Origin of the sequence: Streptomyces sp. NBC_00102 (assembly GCF_026343115.1) — a bacterium.
Taxonomy (GTDB): Bacteria; Actinomycetota; Actinomycetes; order Streptomycetales; family Streptomycetaceae; genus Streptomyces.
Genome location: NZ_JAPEMC010000001.1, coordinates 2,797,528 through 2,813,418, shown reverse-complemented (window position 1 = coordinate 2,813,418; position 15,891 = coordinate 2,797,528). Strand labels below are relative to the sequence as shown.

13 protein-coding genes and 1 CRISPR repeat array are annotated in these 15,891 nt (G+C 71.9%); of the genes, 7 read left to right on the top strand and 6 right to left on the bottom strand.

The window, feature by feature from the left end; genetic code table 11:
• Positions 1-50: 50 nt before the first annotated feature.
• Positions 51-362 (bottom strand): DUF2530 domain-containing protein, encoded by a 312-nt coding sequence (locus OHA55_RS12420; RefSeq protein WP_266705731.1) that lies wholly within the window; start codon positions 360-362, stop codon positions 51-53.
• 245 nt (positions 363-607) lie between these two features.
• Between OHA55_RS12420 and OHA55_RS12415 the strand changes: the two genes are divergently transcribed.
• The gene (locus OHA55_RS12415; RefSeq protein ID WP_266705729.1) at positions 608-2,047 is read left to right on the top strand and encodes an NCS2 family permease; all 1,440 of its coding nucleotides are present in this window, start codon (positions 608-610) and stop codon (positions 2,045-2,047) included.
• A 73-nt stretch (positions 2,048-2,120) separates the two neighbouring features.
• Here OHA55_RS12415 and OHA55_RS12410 read toward each other — a convergent pair whose 3' ends face one another.
• The gene (locus OHA55_RS12410; protein WP_266705727.1) at positions 2,121-2,333 is read right to left on the bottom strand and encodes a ribbon-helix-helix protein, CopG family; all 213 of its coding nucleotides are present in this window, start codon (positions 2,331-2,333) and stop codon (positions 2,121-2,123) included.
• Between the two features lie 132 nt (positions 2,334-2,465).
• On the opposite strand from OHA55_RS12410, the gene OHA55_RS12405 reads away from it, so the two are divergent.
• The 3 genes from OHA55_RS12405 to thpR all read left to right on the top strand — a co-directional run bounded on the left by OHA55_RS12405 (position 2,466) and on the right by thpR (position 5,113).
• The gene (locus OHA55_RS12405; protein WP_266705725.1) at positions 2,466-2,906 is read left to right on the top strand and encodes a MarR family winged helix-turn-helix transcriptional regulator; all 441 of its coding nucleotides are present in this window, start codon (positions 2,466-2,468) and stop codon (positions 2,904-2,906) included.
• Between the two features lie 94 nt (positions 2,907-3,000).
• Positions 3,001-4,335: an MFS transporter gene (locus OHA55_RS12400; protein ID WP_266705723.1), complete on the top strand. Its 1,335-nt coding sequence runs from the start codon at positions 3,001-3,003 to the stop codon at positions 4,333-4,335.
• Positions 4,336-4,516: 181 nt separating this feature from the next.
• Positions 4,517-5,113 carry an RNA 2',3'-cyclic phosphodiesterase gene (gene thpR / locus OHA55_RS12395; RefSeq protein ID WP_266705721.1) on the top strand — a complete coding sequence of 199 codons (597 nt, stop codon included), beginning with the start codon at positions 4,517-4,519 and terminating at the stop codon, positions 5,111-5,113.
• A gap of 285 nt (positions 5,114-5,398) precedes the next feature.
• Here thpR and OHA55_RS12390 read toward each other — a convergent pair whose 3' ends face one another.
• Positions 5,399-6,397 (bottom strand): aldo/keto reductase, encoded by a 999-nt coding sequence (locus OHA55_RS12390; RefSeq protein WP_266705719.1) that lies wholly within the window; start codon positions 6,395-6,397, stop codon positions 5,399-5,401.
• A gap of 95 nt (positions 6,398-6,492) precedes the next feature.
• Positions 6,493-7,515 carry a prolyl aminopeptidase gene (pip, locus tag OHA55_RS12385; RefSeq protein ID WP_266705717.1) on the bottom strand — a complete coding sequence of 341 codons (1,023 nt, stop codon included), beginning with the start codon at positions 7,513-7,515 and terminating at the stop codon, positions 6,493-6,495.
• Positions 7,516-7,673: 158 nt separating this feature from the next.
• On the opposite strand from pip, the gene OHA55_RS12380 reads away from it, so the two are divergent.
• On the top strand, positions 7,674-8,174 hold the full coding sequence (locus OHA55_RS12380; protein ID WP_266705715.1) for a hypothetical protein: 501 nt from the start codon (positions 7,674-7,676) through the stop codon (positions 8,172-8,174).
• 140 nt (positions 8,175-8,314) lie between these two features.
• Here the strand turns inward: OHA55_RS12380 and OHA55_RS12375 are convergent, their stop codons facing one another.
• Together OHA55_RS12375 and OHA55_RS12370 are read right to left on the bottom strand one after the other, a co-directional pair.
• Entirely contained in the window at positions 8,315-10,459 is a 2,145-nt protein-coding gene (locus tag OHA55_RS12375) for a serine/threonine-protein kinase (protein WP_266705713.1), read from the bottom strand.
• Between the two features lie 133 nt (positions 10,460-10,592).
• Entirely contained in the window at positions 10,593-12,419 is a 1,827-nt protein-coding gene (locus OHA55_RS12370; RefSeq protein WP_266705711.1) for an alpha/beta-hydrolase family protein, read from the bottom strand.
• 295 nt (positions 12,420-12,714) lie between these two features.
• On the opposite strand from OHA55_RS12370, the gene OHA55_RS12365 reads away from it, so the two are divergent.
• Positions 12,715-13,434 (top strand): CPBP family intramembrane glutamic endopeptidase, encoded by a 720-nt coding sequence (locus OHA55_RS12365; protein ID WP_266705709.1) that lies wholly within the window; start codon positions 12,715-12,717, stop codon positions 13,432-13,434.
• 94 nt (positions 13,435-13,528) lie between these two features.
• Positions 13,529-14,500: a GNAT family N-acetyltransferase gene (locus OHA55_RS12360; protein ID WP_266705707.1), complete on the top strand. Its 972-nt coding sequence runs from the start codon at positions 13,529-13,531 to the stop codon at positions 14,498-14,500.
• A gap of 240 nt (positions 14,501-14,740) precedes the next feature.
• A CRISPR array of direct repeats spans positions 14,741-15,869; the repeat unit is 29 nt; unit sequence GTGCTCCCCGCGCGTGCGGGGATGGTCCC.
• Between the last annotated feature and the right edge of the window lie 22 nt (positions 15,870-15,891).

Below are 15,891 nucleotides of genomic sequence, written 5' to 3'. Positions count from 1 at the left end.
CGGCGAGGCGGGGCTGTGCGGGGGGACCGGGCCGGGGCCCGGTGGAGACGTCAGCCGGCGGTGCCCGGTGCGTCCTGGCCGCCTTCGCCCTTCACGGCGGCGTCCGCGGCCTCGCGGAGGGCGGCGTGGCGCTTGAGGGCCGCGTCCCGGCCACGGACGTACCAGATGCCGATCAGGCCGAGTCCGGCCCCGGCGAGACAGGTCCACACCCACCAGGTGTGGCCGTGGTCGTCGAACCAGCCGTAGAAGGGGAGCTGCACGAGGAAGAGGACGAACCAGAGGATCGTGCCGCCCGTGATGGTGGCGACGACGGGACCCTCAAGGGGCTCGGGCGCCTCGTGCTTCGGTGTCCACTTCTCCATGGGCCCAGTCTATGGGCCGCCCGGTCGGGCACCGCGACGCAGGCCGGGTGGCTGATAAGGACCGTGTACATAAGGGCCTCGATCCCTTGTGGCGCAAGGGTCTACGCGCGGAGATAGCGATCTTCGCCTTATGTATTCATACTTAATCCGTTCGGGAATGGCGCGATTTGTTCGTGTAAAAGTCCAAAGGCGGCCACCTTTCCCCCCACCTTGTTCATGGCTCCTACGTACGTCTGAGGTCATACATGTCCCGCTCGGCCACCGCAGAGGTCGACCCCAGCCCGCCCCAGGGCGGGCTCGACCGGTACTTCAAGATCTCCGAGCGGGGTTCCACGGTCGCCCGTGAGATCCGCGGCGGATTCGCCACGTTCTTCGCGATGGCGTACATCATCGTGCTCAACCCGATCATCCTCGGCAGCGCCAAGGACATGTACGGGCACCAGCTCGACGGCGGGCAGCTGGTCACCGCGACCGTGCTCACCGCCGCGTTCTCCACGCTGCTGATGGGCGTCATCGGCAACGTGCCGATCGCGCTCGCCGCCGGTCTCGGCGTCAACACCGTCGTCGCCCTCCAGCTCGCCCCGCGCATGAGCTGGGCGGACGCGATGGGCATGGTCGTCCTCGCGGGCATCGTCGTGATGCTGCTCGTCGCCACCGGGCTCCGGGAGCGGGTGATGAACGCCGTGCCCACCTCGCTCCGCAAGGGCATCTCGATGGGTATCGGGCTCTTCGTCCTGCTCGTCGGCCTGGTCGACTCCGGGTTCGTCTCCCGCATCCCCGACATCGCCCAGACCACCGTCCCGCTCCAGCTCGGCAGCGGCGGTCACCTGCACGGCTGGCCGGTCTTCGTCTTCGTGCTCGGCGTGCTGCTCACCCTCGGGCTCATCGTCCGCAAGGTGCCGGGCGCCATCCTGATCTCGATCGTCGCCATGACGATCCTCGCGCTGATCATCAACGCGGCCGTGGACCTGCCGGCCGGCGCCTGGGGCCTCACCGTCCCGGAGTGGCCGGGCAACCCGGTCGCCTCGCCCGACTTCGGACTGCTCGGGGACTTCAGCCTCTTCGGCGGATTCTCCAAGGTCGGCGTGCTGACCGGCATCCTCTTCGTCTTCACCGTGCTGCTGTCCTGCTTCTTCGACGCGATGGGCACCATCCTCGGCGTCGGCGACGAGGCCAAGCTGACCGACAAGAACGGCAACTTCCCCGGCATCAACAAGGTGCTGTTCGTCGACGGCATCGCCGTCGCCGCCGGTGGCGCCTCCTCCTCCTCGGCCTCCACCTGCTTCGTGGAGTCCACCGCGGGCGTCGGCGAAGGCGCGCGCACCGGCCTCGCGAGCGTGGTCAGCGGCCTGCTCTTCACGGTGGCGCTCTTCCTGACACCGCTGGCGACCATGGTCCCCTCGCAGGCGGCCACCCCGGCGCTGGTCGCGGTCGGGTTCCTGATCGTCGCGAGCTCGGTGCGGGGGGTCGACTGGAGCGACTTCACCCTCGCCATCCCGGCGTTCCTCGCCATGGTGATGATGCCGTTCACCTACTCCATCACCAACGGCATCGGCATCGGCTTCGTCGCCTTCAGCGCGATGCGGCTGGCGGCCGGCCGGGGCCGTGAGGTGCCGGTGGCCATGTACGTGGTGTCGGTCGTGTTCGTCTTCTACTACGCGATGCCGGCCCTCGGCCTCACCTGATCCAGCCCGCGGGACCGCCCGACCACGCGGCCCGGCGCCCCTCCTCCCCCAGGGGGGGGGGCGCGGGCGCCGGTCACGTGATCCGGTCCACCGGCCCCGGCTCGGCCTGGGGCCCGTAGAACTTCTCCGTCTCGTCGACCGCCGACTTGAAGCGCTCGTCGAAGTCGTCGCGAATGAGCGTCCGGACCACATAGTCCTGGACGCTCATTCCGCGTTTTGCGGCGTGCTGCCGGAGCCGGTCGAGCAGCTCACCGTCGATCCGCAGACTGAGTACTGTCGATCCCATGCCGAGAAGGGTCGCCGCCCCGGCGCGTTCCAGGTGTGACTTTCCGCGCTCGACTCACTCGTTCGAGTGAGCGTTTTCTCGCGCGTACCACCGATTGGTCTTTAGTTAAAGTAATGAGTTACGCTAAGGACCATGCCTGACCTGATCCACGACGGCGACAGTGCCGCCGCCGTGAGCTCCCTCCGCTCCGCCGTGATGCTGCTCGGCCGACGCCTCAAGCACCAGCGCGTCGACGAGTCGCTGAGCCCCACCGAGATGTCGGTGCTCGGCACCCTCGCCCGATGCGGTTCGGCCACCCCCGGTGAGCTGGCCCGCAAGGAGCACGTCCAGCCCCCGTCGATGACCCGCATCGTCGCGCTGCTGGAGGCCAAGGGACTGGTCAGCCTCGAACCGCACCCCGATGACCGTCGCCAGAAGAGGGTCAGCCAGACCGAGCAGGCCGAGGCCATGCTCAGTGAGAGCCGCACGAAGCGGAACGCCTGGCTGGCCGGACTCGCCGAGGGCCTGGACGAGGACGAGTGGGAGAAGCTCAGGGTCGCCGCACCCGTGCTCGAAAAGCTCGCCCACCTGTGACACCCCCGGGCCGGCCGGACCACAGCCGCCGCTCCCGGTGTCGCCGTTCCCTCGTCACCTGCCACTTTCACCCACGCCGAGGAGGCGAACCCTTTTGAGTACGGGATCCGGAGCAGACTCCGCCCCCGCACCGACCGCTCCCTACGACAGCACGACCGGCGGGACCTTCTCGTCGCTGAAGATCCGCAACTACCGCCTGTTCGCCACGGGCGCCGTGATCTCCAACACCGGTACCTGGATGTCCCGCATCACGCAGGACTGGCTGGTCCTCAGCCTCACCGGGTCCGCCGCGGCCGTGGGTATCACCACGGCCCTCCAGTTCCTCCCCATGCTGCTCTTCGGCCTGTACGGCGGCGTGGTCGCCGACCGCTTCCCGAAGCGCAAGCTCCTGCTCGTCAGCCAGACCCTGCTCGGCCTGTGCGGCGTGTCCCTGGCCACCCTGACGCTCGCGGGCGTCGTGCAGGTCTGGCACGTCTACCTGATCGCGTTCCTGCTCGGCATGGTCACGGTCGTGGACAACCCGGCCCGCCAGTCGTTCGTGTCCGAGATGGTCGGCCCCAAGCAGCTCCGCAACGCCGTCAGCCTGAACTCCGCCAACTTCCAGTCCGCCCGGCTCATCGGCCCCGCCATCGCGGGTGTCCTGATCACGACGGTCGGCAGTGGCTGGGCCTTCATGTTCAACGGCCTGTCCTTCACGGCACCCCTCGTCGGCCTGCTGATGATGCGCACGAGCGAACTCCACCAGACCGTGATCGTGCCCCGCGCCAAGGGCCAGCTCCGCGAGGGCCTGCGGTACGTGAAGGGGCGGCCGGAGCTGATCTGGCCCATCGCCCTGGTGGGCTTCGTCGGAACCTTCGGATTCAACTTCCCGATCTGGCTCACCGCCTACGCCGACGAGATCTTCCACGGCGGCGCGGGGATGTACTCCTTCTTCAACATCCTGATGGCCTGCGGCTCCCTGATAGGAGCCCTGCTGGCCGCCCGCCGCCGCTCCTCGCGGCTGCGGATGGTTGTCGCGGCGGGCACCCTCTTCGGCCTGCTGGAGGTCGCCGCCTCGCTCTCGCCGACCGTCTGGATCTTCGCGGTCCTGCTGGTGCCGATCGGGATGCTCGGCATGACGACCAACATCAGCGCCAACACCAGCGTGCAGATGGCCGCCGACCCCGCGATGCGCGGCCGGGTGATGAGCCTCTACATGGTGGTCTTCGCCGGCGGTACGCCGGTGGGAGCGCCGATCGTCGGCTGGATCAGCGACACCTACGGCCCGCGGACCGGCTTCGCCGTCGGCGGTGGCATATCGCTCCTCGCGGCCCTGACCATCGGCTTCATGCTGGCCCGTGTCGGGGGCCTGAGGCTGAAGGTGGACCTCCGTCCGGGGCGTCCTCACGTCCGCTTCGTCCCGCGCGAACAGCTGGCGACGGCGGCGTAGACCGAGCGATCGCTGACACCGGTCCGCCCTCCTTCCCGCGCGCGGGGGAAGGAGGGCGGACCGGTTTTCGGGTGCCCGGGAGCGGACGGACGGGCCCGGGCGGGCTCCCGCGCCGGGCGGTCCTGTGGCCGGCGACACGTACGGCCTCCCCGTCATGCGGGCAACTGCGAGACTCGCCCGCATGAGCAGCCAGCAGCACGCCGCGACCGGCCGTCAGAGACTCTTCGTCGCCGTTCTGCCGCCCGCCGGGGCGGTGGCGGAGCTGCGGGCGGCCGTGGTGCCGCTGCGCGCGCTGCCGGGGGCGCGGAGCCTGCGGTGGACCGGGGAGGCGGGGTGGCACTTCACGCTCGCCTTCCTCGGGGAGGTGGACGAGGCGCTGCTGCCGGATCTGTACGCGCGACTGGAGCGCGCCGCCCACCGCAGCGAGCCGTTCCCGCTCCGGGTGCACGGCGGAGGCCGGTTCGACGGGCGGGTGCTGTGGGCGGGGGCGGCGGGCGCGCTGGACGCGCTGCGGCTGCTGGCGGAACGCGCCCACGCCGCCGCCCGCAGGGCGGGGGTCCCGATGGAGGAGCACCGCGCCTACGCGCCCCACCTCACGCTCGCGCGCAGCCGCACCGACGTGGACCTGCACCCGTTCACGGGGGCGCTGGAGGGGTTCGGGGGGACCGCGTGGGAGGTGGACTCGCTGAGCCTGGTCCGCAGCAACCTGCCGGTCTCCGGGGTGCCGGGGGAGCAGCCGCGTTACGAGGTGGTGCGGGCCTGGCCGCTGGGGCGGTGACCGGGGCGCCCGCCGGGGCCCGTGGCCGGAGAGGGCGACGGGGGCGACGGGGGCGGGAACGGGGCGGGTGACCGGGGTGACGGGTGGGGCGGTTAACCTCGTCGGGTGGATCCGAAGACCAGAAACCGCATCATGGCCACCGTTCTCGTGCTGATGTTCGTCGTCGTCGCCGTGGCGGCGGCCGTGGGCAACTGACGACACCGGGTACCCGTCTCCCCGACGGACGAGCGCCCGCCGGGGAGACGTAGACGTACCGGTACCGGCTCAGCCGGTGCGACGGCCGGACTACCAGGCGAAGCTCTCCGGGGACGGGCCCGGGCCCGGGAAGATCTCCTCCAGGGAGGCCAGCACCTCCTCGGACAGCTCCAGCTCCACCGCGCGCAGCGCGGAGTCGAGCTGCTCGCGCGTGCGCGGGCCCGAGATCGGGCCGGTGATGCCCGGGCGCGTCAGCAGCCACGCCAGGCCGACCTCGCCGGGCTCCAGGCCGTGCTTGTCGAGCAGGTCCTCGTACGCCTGGATCTGGGCGCGCACCTTCGGGTCCGCGAGGCCCTCGGCGGAGCGGCCGGTGGTGGACCGGGTGCCGCCGCCGCCCTCGCGCTCCTTGCGGAGCGCGCCGCCCAGCAGACCGCCCTGCAGCGGCGACCAGGGGATGACGCCGAGGCCGTACTCCTGGGCGGCCGGGATGACCTCCATCTCGGCGTCGCGGGCCATCAGGTTGTACAGGCACTGCTCGCTGACCAGGCCGAAGGAGCCGAGACGCTTGGCCGTCTCGTTGGCCTGGGCGATCTTGTAGCCGGCGAAGTTGGACGAGCCCGCGTACAGGATCTTGCCCTGCTGGATCAGTACGTCGATGGCCTGCCAGATCTCCTCGGCCGGGGTGGACCGGTCGACGTGGTGGAACTGGTACAGGTCGATGTGGTCCGTCTGGAGCCGCTTGAGGCTGGCGTCCACGGCACGGCGGATGTTGAGCGCCGAGAGCTTGTCGTGGTTGGGCCACGCCTCGCCGTCCGGGCCCATGTTGCCGTAGACCTTGGTGGCGAGGACGACCTTGTCGCGACGGTCGCCGCCCTGCGCGAACCAGGTGCCGAGGATTTCCTCGGTGCGCCCCTTGTTCTCGCCCCAGCCGTAGACGTTGGCGGTGTCGAAGAAGTTGACGCCCGCGTCCAGTGCGGCGTCCATGAGCGAGTGACTGTCGGATTCGTTGGTCTGCGGGCCGAAGTTCATCGTCCCGAGGACGAGGCGGCTGACCTTGAGGCCCGTGCGTCCGAGCTGCGTGTACTTCATGATTCCCCACCCAACTCCTTCGAGTGCGCTCGAAGCAAGAGGGCACCACCGCCCTTTCACCGCTCGGTGGTTGCCCGTTCGCCGACCGGCCGGCTTCAGCCCTTTACGGTGCCGTTCGTGTGGCCGGTGACGCCGGTGACGGGTTTGCCCGCGAACCTGTCGATGGCTTCGAGTTCGGCGCGGGAGGTCGCTGCGCCGCCCAGGTGGCCGGCGTCCGCGATGACGGTCAGCTCCGCGTCCGGCCAGGCGCGGGCCAGCTCCCACGCGGTCGTCAGCGGGGCGCCGAGGTCGAAGCGGCCGTGGATGAGCGCCCCCGGGATGCCCGCGAGCCGTCCCGCGTCCCGGATCAACTGACCGTCCTCCAGCCAGGCCGCGTGCGCGAAGTAGTGCGAGCAGATGCGGACGAACGCCAGCCGGTCGCGGGACGGCCTGCCGGTGTACGCGGGCGGTTGTCCCTCCTCCGACAGCACGGCGTCCTCCCAGGCGCACCAGTCGTCCGCGGCCCGCTCCCGTACGGCGGGGTCGGCGCTCTCCATCCGCCGGGCGTACGCCGTGACCAGCTCGGCGGCCGACGGCCGGGGGGCCGTCACCTCCGGGACACCTGCGCGGAAACGGTCCCACGCCTCCGGGAAGATCTGGCCCGCACCCCGGTAGAGCCAGTCGATCTCGCTGGGACGGGTCGTGGTGACACCCGAGATCACCAGCTCCGTGACGCGCTCCGGGTGCGCCTCGGCGTACGCGAGGGAGAGCGTCGACCCCCAGGACCAGCCGAACAGCAGCCAGGCGTCGATGCCGAGGTGGGTGCGGAGCTTCTCCATGTCGGCGATCAGGTGGGCGGTGGTGTTGCGCCCCATGCCGGTCTCCGGGTCGGCGGCGTGCGGGAGGGAGCGCCCGCAACCGCGCTGGTCGAAGAGGACCACCCGGTACAGGTCCGGGTCGAAGTACCGCCGCGGCCAGGGCTTGCAGCCGGAACCGGGGCCGCCGTGCACGACGAGCGCGGGCTTCCCCGCCGGGTTGCCGCACACCTCCCAGTACACGCGGTCGCCGTCGCCGACGTCGAGCATGCCGTGGTCGTACGGCTCGACGGGCGGGTAACTCGCGTCGGGTTCACGGTGCACGAGGCTTCCTCTCGGGTCCTTCTCGGGGCCTGCCCGGGGTTCTTCCCGGGGTTCTTCCCGGGGTCCTTCCCGGGGTTCTTTCGGGGGTTCTTTCGGGGGGTGGGGAAACGATCAGCCTAGTCGGGCTCGCCTCGGGCTCCGGGCGTACGCTCGACGGCGTGAACGCCGTGCCCAGGAACCTCGCCGTACTCGCCGACGCCCTCGCCCAGGCGGGCCCGGAGGGCCGGGGCGCGCTCTGGCAACTCGCCGAACAGGGGCGGGAGCTGGACGCCAATCTGGTGCGGCTGCCGCCGGACGCGGAGGTCGGCGAGCACCGGGAGAACACCCTCGACGTGCTCCTCGTCGTCCTCGCGGGCAGCGGCACGATCGGCACCGGCACCACCGCGCTGCCACTCGCCCCGACCACCGTCACCTGGCTGCCCCGCACCTCGCGCCGCTCCGTACAGGCCGGGCCCGAGGGGCTCGCGTACCTCACCGTCCACCGCCGCCGCCCCGGCCTGACGATCGGCTCCGCACCGCCCCGGGCCCGGGTGCCGGAGGCCGAGGGCGGCGAGGCGCCGTGCGCGCTGGACCGGGTCTGCCCGGAGTGCGGGCGCCTCGCGGAGGGGCGGGCGCCGAAGTTCTGCGCGGAGTGCGGGGAGCGTCTGGGCGGGCGGTGAGCGACGGGGCTTCCACCGTCAGGGGCGTCCACCGTCCGGGGCGGCCACCGTCCGGGGCGGCCACCGTCCGAGGCGGCCACCGTCCGAGGCGGCCACCGTCCCGGGCGGCCGGGGCGGCCGGGGCTCTTCGACGGGGAGGCTCAGTAGCCCTCGCACTCGGTCATCTTCGGCCGGTTCGGTGCGGACTCGTTGGCCATCAGCGGGGCCAGGTGCTCGGTGTACAGGTCCTCCCACTCCTGGCCGTTCACGATCTCCCGCAGCGCCGCGCACACCTCCTTCTTCAGCTCCGGCTCGCCCGGCACCATCGCCACGCCGTACCCCTCGGCGCCGCCCGCGTTGCTGATCTGCTGGAGCTTCTGCGGGTCCTGCCCGACGTACCCGGCGAGGATGATGTCGTCGGTGCTCACGGCGGAGATGCCGCTCCTGTCGTCCAACAGGTAGTCCACGCACAGCTGGTACGAGCTCTGCCGCTTGGTCAGGTTGTACCCGGCGTCCGTCAGCCACTGCTCGTACGTCGAGCCCCGCACCGTACAGATCTGTGCGTCGTCGCTGATCAGGTCGGCGGCGTCGGTGTACGGCCGGGCGGCGTCCTTGCGCACCAGGAAGCTGCGCAGCGCCGTGTAGTACGGCCCCGCGAAGACGATCCCCTGCTCCTTGCGTTCCGGGGTGATGCTGTAACTCGCTATCACCAGATCGACACGCCCCGCCGAGAGCATCGACGCCCGGTTCTCGCTGTTCACCGGCACGAAGCGGATGTCCTCGGCCCGGTAACCCATCCGCTTGGCGATCCGGGTCGCGAGGTCTATGTCGTACCCGGCGTACGAACCGTCCGTCTGCCGCTGGCTCAGGCCGGGCTGATCGTCCTTGACACCGATCTTCAGCTCCGCGTGCGCCTGCTTGTACGTGGGCGCGGGCGCCCCCGCCTTCTCCCAGGCCAGCCAGCCGCCACCGGCCAGCAGCACCGCGCAGCCGGCCGCCGCCGCGCTCAGCACGGCACGCCGGCGGGGGCGGCGGGACGGGACGTCACCGGATGCCCGGCCGCCGTCGTCGGCGCCGTCGTCGCCGGAGCCCCTGCCGCCGCCTTCGCCGCCGCGTGCGTTCTCCGCCGGGCCTCGGAGGGGCTGGTGCCGGCGGTGGGTCGGCTGGTCGATCGGCGGGGGATCGCTGGTGACCGCCATCAGCATCGCCTCGGCAGCCCCGGCGTCCGGCCGGTCATCCGGGTTCTTCCGGAGCAGTGCCCCGATCACGGGGGCGAGCGGGCCCGCGTGCACCATCGCGGGCAGCGGCTGCTCGTACACCGCGATGAAGATCTCGTACGAGCTGAGGCCCGTGAAGGGCGCGTGACCCTCCACCATCTCGAACAGCGTCACCCCCAGCGACCACAGGTCGGACGCCGGGGTACCCGGCTTCGGCAGCGCCTCTCCGCTCCGGTGCACCAGCTCCGGCGCCAGGTACTTCGGAGTGCCGATGATCTCCTGCGACCTGGTCAGCTGGACGGCGCCCTCGAAGGTGGCGATGCCGAAGTCCATCAGCAGCGCACGGCCGTCGGGCCGGAAGAGGACGTTGTGCGGCTTGACGTCCCGGTGCAGCACCCCCGCCTCGTGCACCGCGCGCAGCCCGCGCAGCACTTGGAGGGCGATCCGGGCCGCCTGCGCCACCGGAAGCCGCCGCTGCTCGCGCAACAGGTCCGCCAGGGAACGCGCGTCGAGCAGCTCCATGACGATCCAGACCTGGTTGCCGGCCTCGATCACGTCGTGCACGGCCACCACGTGCTGGTGTCCGATCCGGGCGATGGCCTGCGCCTCGCGCCGCGCGCGCTCGACCCACTGCGCCTGCGTCTCCGGATCGACCGGCCCCCGGTAGAGCAGCCCCTTGACCGCCACCCGCCGCCCGAGTCGCCGGTCCAGCGCCTCCCAGACGACGCCCATCCCGCCACGTCCCAGCTGGCGTTGGAGCTCGTAGCGGTCGGCGATCACCATGTGCGGGTGGAGTTCGGGCTCCGTGTCGTGCCCGCTCGCGAAGGGTGGGGGCGCGTCTCCGGCCGGCCGGTGCGCGTCTCCGGCGGGCCCGTGCCCTTCGCTGAGGGGCCCGTGCGCGTCCCCGAGGAACTCCGGTCCGGTCGGGTCGCCGACGGGCTCCACGACGGACTCGTCCTCTGCGTGCCGCGGCTCGAAACCGTGCGGCGCACGCTGCGGCTCGTGCGGCGGATCGGTGGGCTGCCGGACGCCGGCGGGATCGCCGTCGAAGCCCGTTTCCGGCTCGTCGGCCGTTCCCTCGCTGTGCATGCGACCCCCAGTGCACTACATGGAAGCAACAGGGTAGACGGTCCGTCAGCCCCTGATCGTGTGCACCGACTTGCGGTTATGTCACGCTTCGGAAGGGGGTGGGGTGGGGGCGTCCGCACTCGTCGGCGGGTTCTCAGTCCTCCTTCTGCTCGTCCTGTTCTTCCTGCTTCCGTTCCAGCGTCTCTTCGAGGCGGGCGGTGTCCTCCCCGGTCCACCCGGGCGGCCGGGTCACAGCGGCCCAGGCGGCGACCGGGAGGGTGCCGAACCGGTGCCCGTACCCCACCGGCACCGAGTCGGACGCCGCGAGGTCGCAGGTCACCTGCCAGAACGTGACGACCGGGTACCAGCGCATCCCGGGCGAGACGTCCGGCGCCTTGGGACCCACCAGCCACTGCGGCCGAGACGTCAGCAGATCGGGGGACCACCACGTCACCGGGTCGGACCCGTTCTGGAGGTACACGATCCTGGGCGCGTCCCAGACGGCCCCCGCCGGCCTGCCGAAATCGTCCTCGCGGCGGGCGTACCGCACGGTGCGCCCGTCACGGTAGACCGGCAGCCAGAGCGGAGTGCCTTTGTCGCGGGCCCTGCCGAGCTTCTCCCACATCGGGTTCCGCAGCGTCGGCCCGACCAGCAGCGCGCCGTCGCTGCGCGCGGTCATCCTCGACAGCTCGCCGTCGAACGCGCCCTCGGTTGCGTACGAACCGAGGGACTCGCCGGACACCAGCAGCCGTGGGCGTCCACCCGCGGGCAGCGCCGACCAGTGGTCGTACACGGCGTCGAAGAGCGCGGAACCGGCCACCGCGGCCTCGCTCTCGGTCAGGAACGAGAGCCAGCTCGGAAGGTACGAGTACTGGAGGGCGACCGCCGCGCTGTCCCCGCCGTACATGTACTCCAGCGGCTTGGCGAGGCTCTCGTTGACCCAGCCGCTGCCCGTCGTACCGAACACCACCAGCACCTTCCGGTCGAACGCGCCGGTCCGCTCCAGCTCCCGCACGGCGAGATCCGCGCGGCCCCGCAGGGTCGCCGCCGACTCCAGGCCTACGTACACCCGGACCGGGTCCGTCGCCGGGCCGCCGGTGAACGCGGAGATGTCCGCCCGGGTGGACGCGTGGCCGACGAAGTCGCGGCCGTTCTTCCCCAGCGAGGACCAGCTCTCCAACGAGGACGGGCTGCCCGAGAGCGTCGGCAGCAGCGGACGGGCCACCCCCTTGCTGGTCGACCCGTTCGTCAGGGACGCGCTGCTCTCCACCAGGTTCACCACCCCACGCAGCAGGAAGCCCTGGACCACCCCCACCACCACGACCACCGCCACCGCGGCCGCCACCATCAGCGCCCACGGGCGCGGTACCAGCCGCTCCAGAGGACGCGCCAGTGTCCGCGTACCCAGCCGGACGGACCGGGCCAGCACGAGGAGCAGCGCGCAGAGCAGCAGCGCCACGAACGGCACCAGCGCCCACTGCCACCACACGATCCCCGGCTCCATGCCGACCGCCCGCCGCGCGTCGCCCTGCCAGTGGACGCTGCGCACGGTCACCGCGACGACGGCCGCGAGCCCCAGCGGCAGGAGCATCAGCCATGCCCACCGGACCGTCGCCCCGCCCGGCCGCGCCCCGCAGCGCCGCGCGAACCAGCCGAGGACCGCCCCCACGCCGTAACCGGCCGCCGCGGTGACTCCGGCCGCCAGCGACTGGACGAGCCAGGAGCGGGGGATCAGCGAGGGCGTGAACGAGGCGACGTAGAACAGCACCGCCACGAGCACCCCCGTCCACCCGGGCCGCCGCCGGACCAGAGGACGCCGGACGAGCCGGGAGGCGATCCGGGCGCGGCTTTCGATGTCCCCGTTCGTGCCGTCCCCGTTCGTGCCGTCCCCGTTCGTGCCGTCCCCGTTCGTGCCGTCCCCGTTCGTGTTGCCTTTGTCGGGGCCGGGCTCCCACCGGGTCGATCCGCCATTTTCGGTCATGGGGCCTCCCGGGCGCCTCGGCCGCAGTGGCCCGGCCGCTCCAGAGGCACGCTAGGCGGAACGGTAAGCAGCCACCCGGCGACACCCTGTGACGGTGCGGATCCGCGCGCCGGCGCGGCACCGCGAAGGCCGACCGGCCACGAGTTGCCCGGACGGGGGGCCGCGCCGAGAGTGGTTTTCAGCCGGGTGCCCGTGCCAGCGCGCGACGCGACGCACTACGGACGGGATCACGGCCTACGGATCACGGCTTACCGATCACGGCCTACGGATCACGGCCTACGGAAACGGAGACGGCATGGTCGAGGGGCGGCGGCTTCCCCTGAACTGGGCGATCGCGCTGACCATCGCCATCCTGGTCGTCACCAACCTCGTCAACCACGTCTTCCTCCACGGCTGGGGCCTGGCCGTCTCGCTGGTCGTCACCGCGATCCTGCTGGGTGTCTGGAAGTGGTCCGGCGGCACCTGGCCCGAGGCCGGCCTCGGCCGGGGCACCTGGGCGAAGGGCGCCCGCTGGGCCGCCGTACTGATCGGCCTGGTCGGACTCGTCTACCTGATCGGCGCGCTGCTCCCCGCCACCCGCGACCTCTTCGAGGACCAGCGCAACAGCGGCCTCTCCGGCGCCGACGTCGCCTACCGCATGCTGATCCAGGTCCCCATCGGCACCGTGCTGCTGGAGGAGGTCGCGTTCCGCGGGGTGCTGTACGGGCTCCTCGTACGCGCCCGGGGAACGGTCACCGCCACCGTCGTCTCCTCCGCCCTCTTCGGGATGTGGCACATCCTCCCGTCGCTCCACCTGGCCAGCGACAAACCCGCGCTCTCCGGCCTCTTCGGCACGTCCTCGGCCGGAACCGTGCTCGCGGCGGTCGTCGCCGACATCGGCGCGGTGCTCTTCACCGCGGCCTCCGGAGTCCTCTTCTGCGAGCTGCGCCGCCGCAGCGGCAGCCTGCTCCCCTCGATGGCCCTGCACTGGGCGACCAACGCGCTGGGGTACCTGACGGGGTTCCTGCTGCGGTAATCCCGTTGTGCGGGGTGGTGCGTCCGGGTACGTTCCTCCGGCCCCGTACGTCCGTACGGCCCGCACCCCCGACGGCATACGACGGAGACGACCCGTGTCGCTGCGCATCACCCCGCTCACCGAGCCGGACCACGGCCCTTCGTCGCACCGTCTTGTCTGGCTGGCGGAGGAGGTGCCCGGCGACGGTACCGGCCCGGCGGTCGTCGACCGCCCCGCGTACCCGGTGGGATCGGCCTCCCTGCGGCTCTTCACCGACCCGGGCCGGGCCCACCTCGCCGAACTGGACCTCGCCGTCCACCCGTCCGACCGCCGCGCCGGCATCGGAACCCGTCTGCTGGACGCGGCCCTCGCGGGTGCCCGGGCGGAGGGCCGGACCACGGTGACGGCCCAGGTGGCGATGGCGGGCGGGGCCGAGGACGAGTACGCGTACGGTGCGGCGTTCCTGACCGCCCGCGGCTTCCGGGCGGTCCTCACCCTGACCTTCACCCGCCTGGCGACCGCCGACGTCGATCCGGCCGCACGCACGGCCCTGGCCGAAATCGCCGCAGAGCCGCACCCGGGCTACCGGCTGACCGCCTGGAACGGCACCGTCCCCGACGAACTGGCCGAGACCTTCGCCCGCTCGCGGTGGGCGATGGACGACATGCCGATGGACGAGATGGACCCGGGCGCGGTCGTCTGGGACGTCGACCGGGTACGGGCCGTCGCCCGCGCCGTCGAACAGCGCGGCGAACTCCTGCACACGGTCGCCGCCGTCGACGAGGCGGACGGCACGATCGTCGGCTTCACCGAACTGGTCGTCCCCGGCGACGGCAAGGGCGACGGCCTGCACTACGGCACCGGCGTCCTGCCCGCCCACCGGGGCCGCGGCCTGGCCCGCTGGATGAAGGCCGAGTCGATCCGTACCGCCCTGACCACCCACCCCGGACTCGCCGGCCTGGTCGCCGACACGGCGGACAGCAACACCCCGATGCGCGCGGTGAACGACGCGCTGGGGTATGTGCCTACGCACCGAGCGGTGTACCTACAGCGGGAGTTGGGGGAGGAGCGCGCCAAGTCCGCGTGAGGCGAGGGTGACAGGCTGGTTCGGCGGCACGTCGGTGCCGTCGATGGCGTCTGTGGCCGGACGGTGGTGGAGAGCCTGGCGTGGGATCGGGGGCTGACGGGGTGGCTCCCGGAGTGGTGAACTGGGTCGGGCGAGCATGGGCGTTGAGGTGCATGGGTGGGCGCTATGCCGGTAAGGTCCGAATCGGTGAAGTTGGCCTGGGAGGCAACCTTCGCCGGATGAACCCGCAGGTCAGGAAGAGTGCTCCCCGCGCGTGCGGGGATGGTCCCCTGGCGACCCGAGCCTTTCCTCCGGGAGACAGGTGCTCCCCGCGCGTGCGGGGATGGTCCCCCGGTCGCGGGGGAACCGCCGCTCCCCTGTGCGTGCTCCCCGCGCGTGCGGGGATGGTCCCTGGTGGGTCAGCCAGCACAGGCTGATGAAGGCGTGCTCCCCGCGCGTGCGGGGATGGTCCCTGCGTCAGGACGCTTCATCGAGGAAGTCGAAGGTGCTCCCCGCGCGTGCGGGGATGGTCCCCACGCCGGGAAGATGGCGTCGAACGCCTACGCGTGCTCCCCGCGCGTGCGGGGATGGTCCCAAGGGCCTGTCCCTGGTCCGCATCAACGAGGCGTGCTCCCCGCGCGTGCGGGGATGGTCCCCACACGACCGCGTGAATGTGCGTGTGCCAGCTGTGCTCCCCGCGCGTGCGGGGATGGTCCCTGCCGGGTGTGCCACACCCGCGCGTCCCCCTCGTGCTCCCCGCGCGTGCGGGGATGGTCCCTCCGGCTGGGTGATGATCCGTCGCGTTGAGGCGTGCTCCCCGCGCGTGCGGGGATGGTCCCGGCCATGTCGCGGTGCACGAGTTCGGTGGTCAGTGCTCCCCGCGCGTGCGGGGATGGTCCCGTGCCGCCGGTGGTGGCGCCGGACGTGGTGACCGAGTGCTCCCCGCGCGTGCGGGGATGGTCCCAGGTCGACGCGCTGGTAGTAGTCGGGGAAGACGTGCTCCCCGCGCGTGCGGGGATGGTCCCACGGCGAGGTGCCCCACGGACATGCCGTCGAGGTGCTCCCCGCGCGTGCGGGGATGGTCCCCACGGCCGAGGCGCTCGAAGACGAGTACGCGCGTGCTCCCCGCGCGTGCGGGGATGGTCCCACGACATCGCCGTCCCACCGGCCACCGTCCGTGTGCTCCCCGCGCGTGCGGGGATGGTCCCCGCGCACTTCACCGCGTCCTACGCCCCGCTCGGTGCTCCCCGCGCGTGCGGGGATGGTCCCGGTCCGTCTGGACGTTCAAGGCCGTTGAGGCGGTGCTCCCCGCGCGTGCGGGGATGGTCCCGCGATCAGCAGCAGCATGGGCAGCAGCAGCAGTGCTCCCCGCGTGTGTGGGGATGGCCCCATGACGTCTACATCCAAGGAGC

Coding starts and splice junctions, on each gene's coding strand:
- thpR (WP_266705721.1), top strand. CDS start 4,517: ATGAGCAGCCAGCAGCACGCCGCGACCGGCCGTCAGAGACTCTTCGTC.
- OHA55_RS12390 (WP_266705719.1), bottom strand. CDS start 6,397: ATGAAGTACACGCAGCTCGGACGCACGGGCCTCAAGGTCAGCCGCCTC.
- OHA55_RS12370 (WP_266705711.1), bottom strand. CDS start 12,419: ATGACCGAAAATGGCGGATCGACCCGGTGGGAGCCCGGCCCCGACAAA.
- OHA55_RS12420 (WP_266705731.1), bottom strand. CDS start 362: ATGGAGAAGTGGACACCGAAGCACGAGGCGCCCGAGCCCCTTGAGGGT.
- OHA55_RS12365 (WP_266705709.1), top strand. CDS start 12,715: ATGGTCGAGGGGCGGCGGCTTCCCCTGAACTGGGCGATCGCGCTGACC.
- OHA55_RS12405 (WP_266705725.1), top strand. CDS start 2,466: ATGCCTGACCTGATCCACGACGGCGACAGTGCCGCCGCCGTGAGCTCC.
- OHA55_RS12375 (WP_266705713.1), bottom strand. CDS start 10,459: ATGCACAGCGAGGGAACGGCCGACGAGCCGGAAACGGGCTTCGACGGC.
- OHA55_RS12410 (WP_266705727.1), bottom strand. CDS start 2,333: ATGGGATCGACAGTACTCAGTCTGCGGATCGACGGTGAGCTGCTCGAC.
- OHA55_RS12415 (WP_266705729.1), top strand. CDS start 608: ATGTCCCGCTCGGCCACCGCAGAGGTCGACCCCAGCCCGCCCCAGGGC.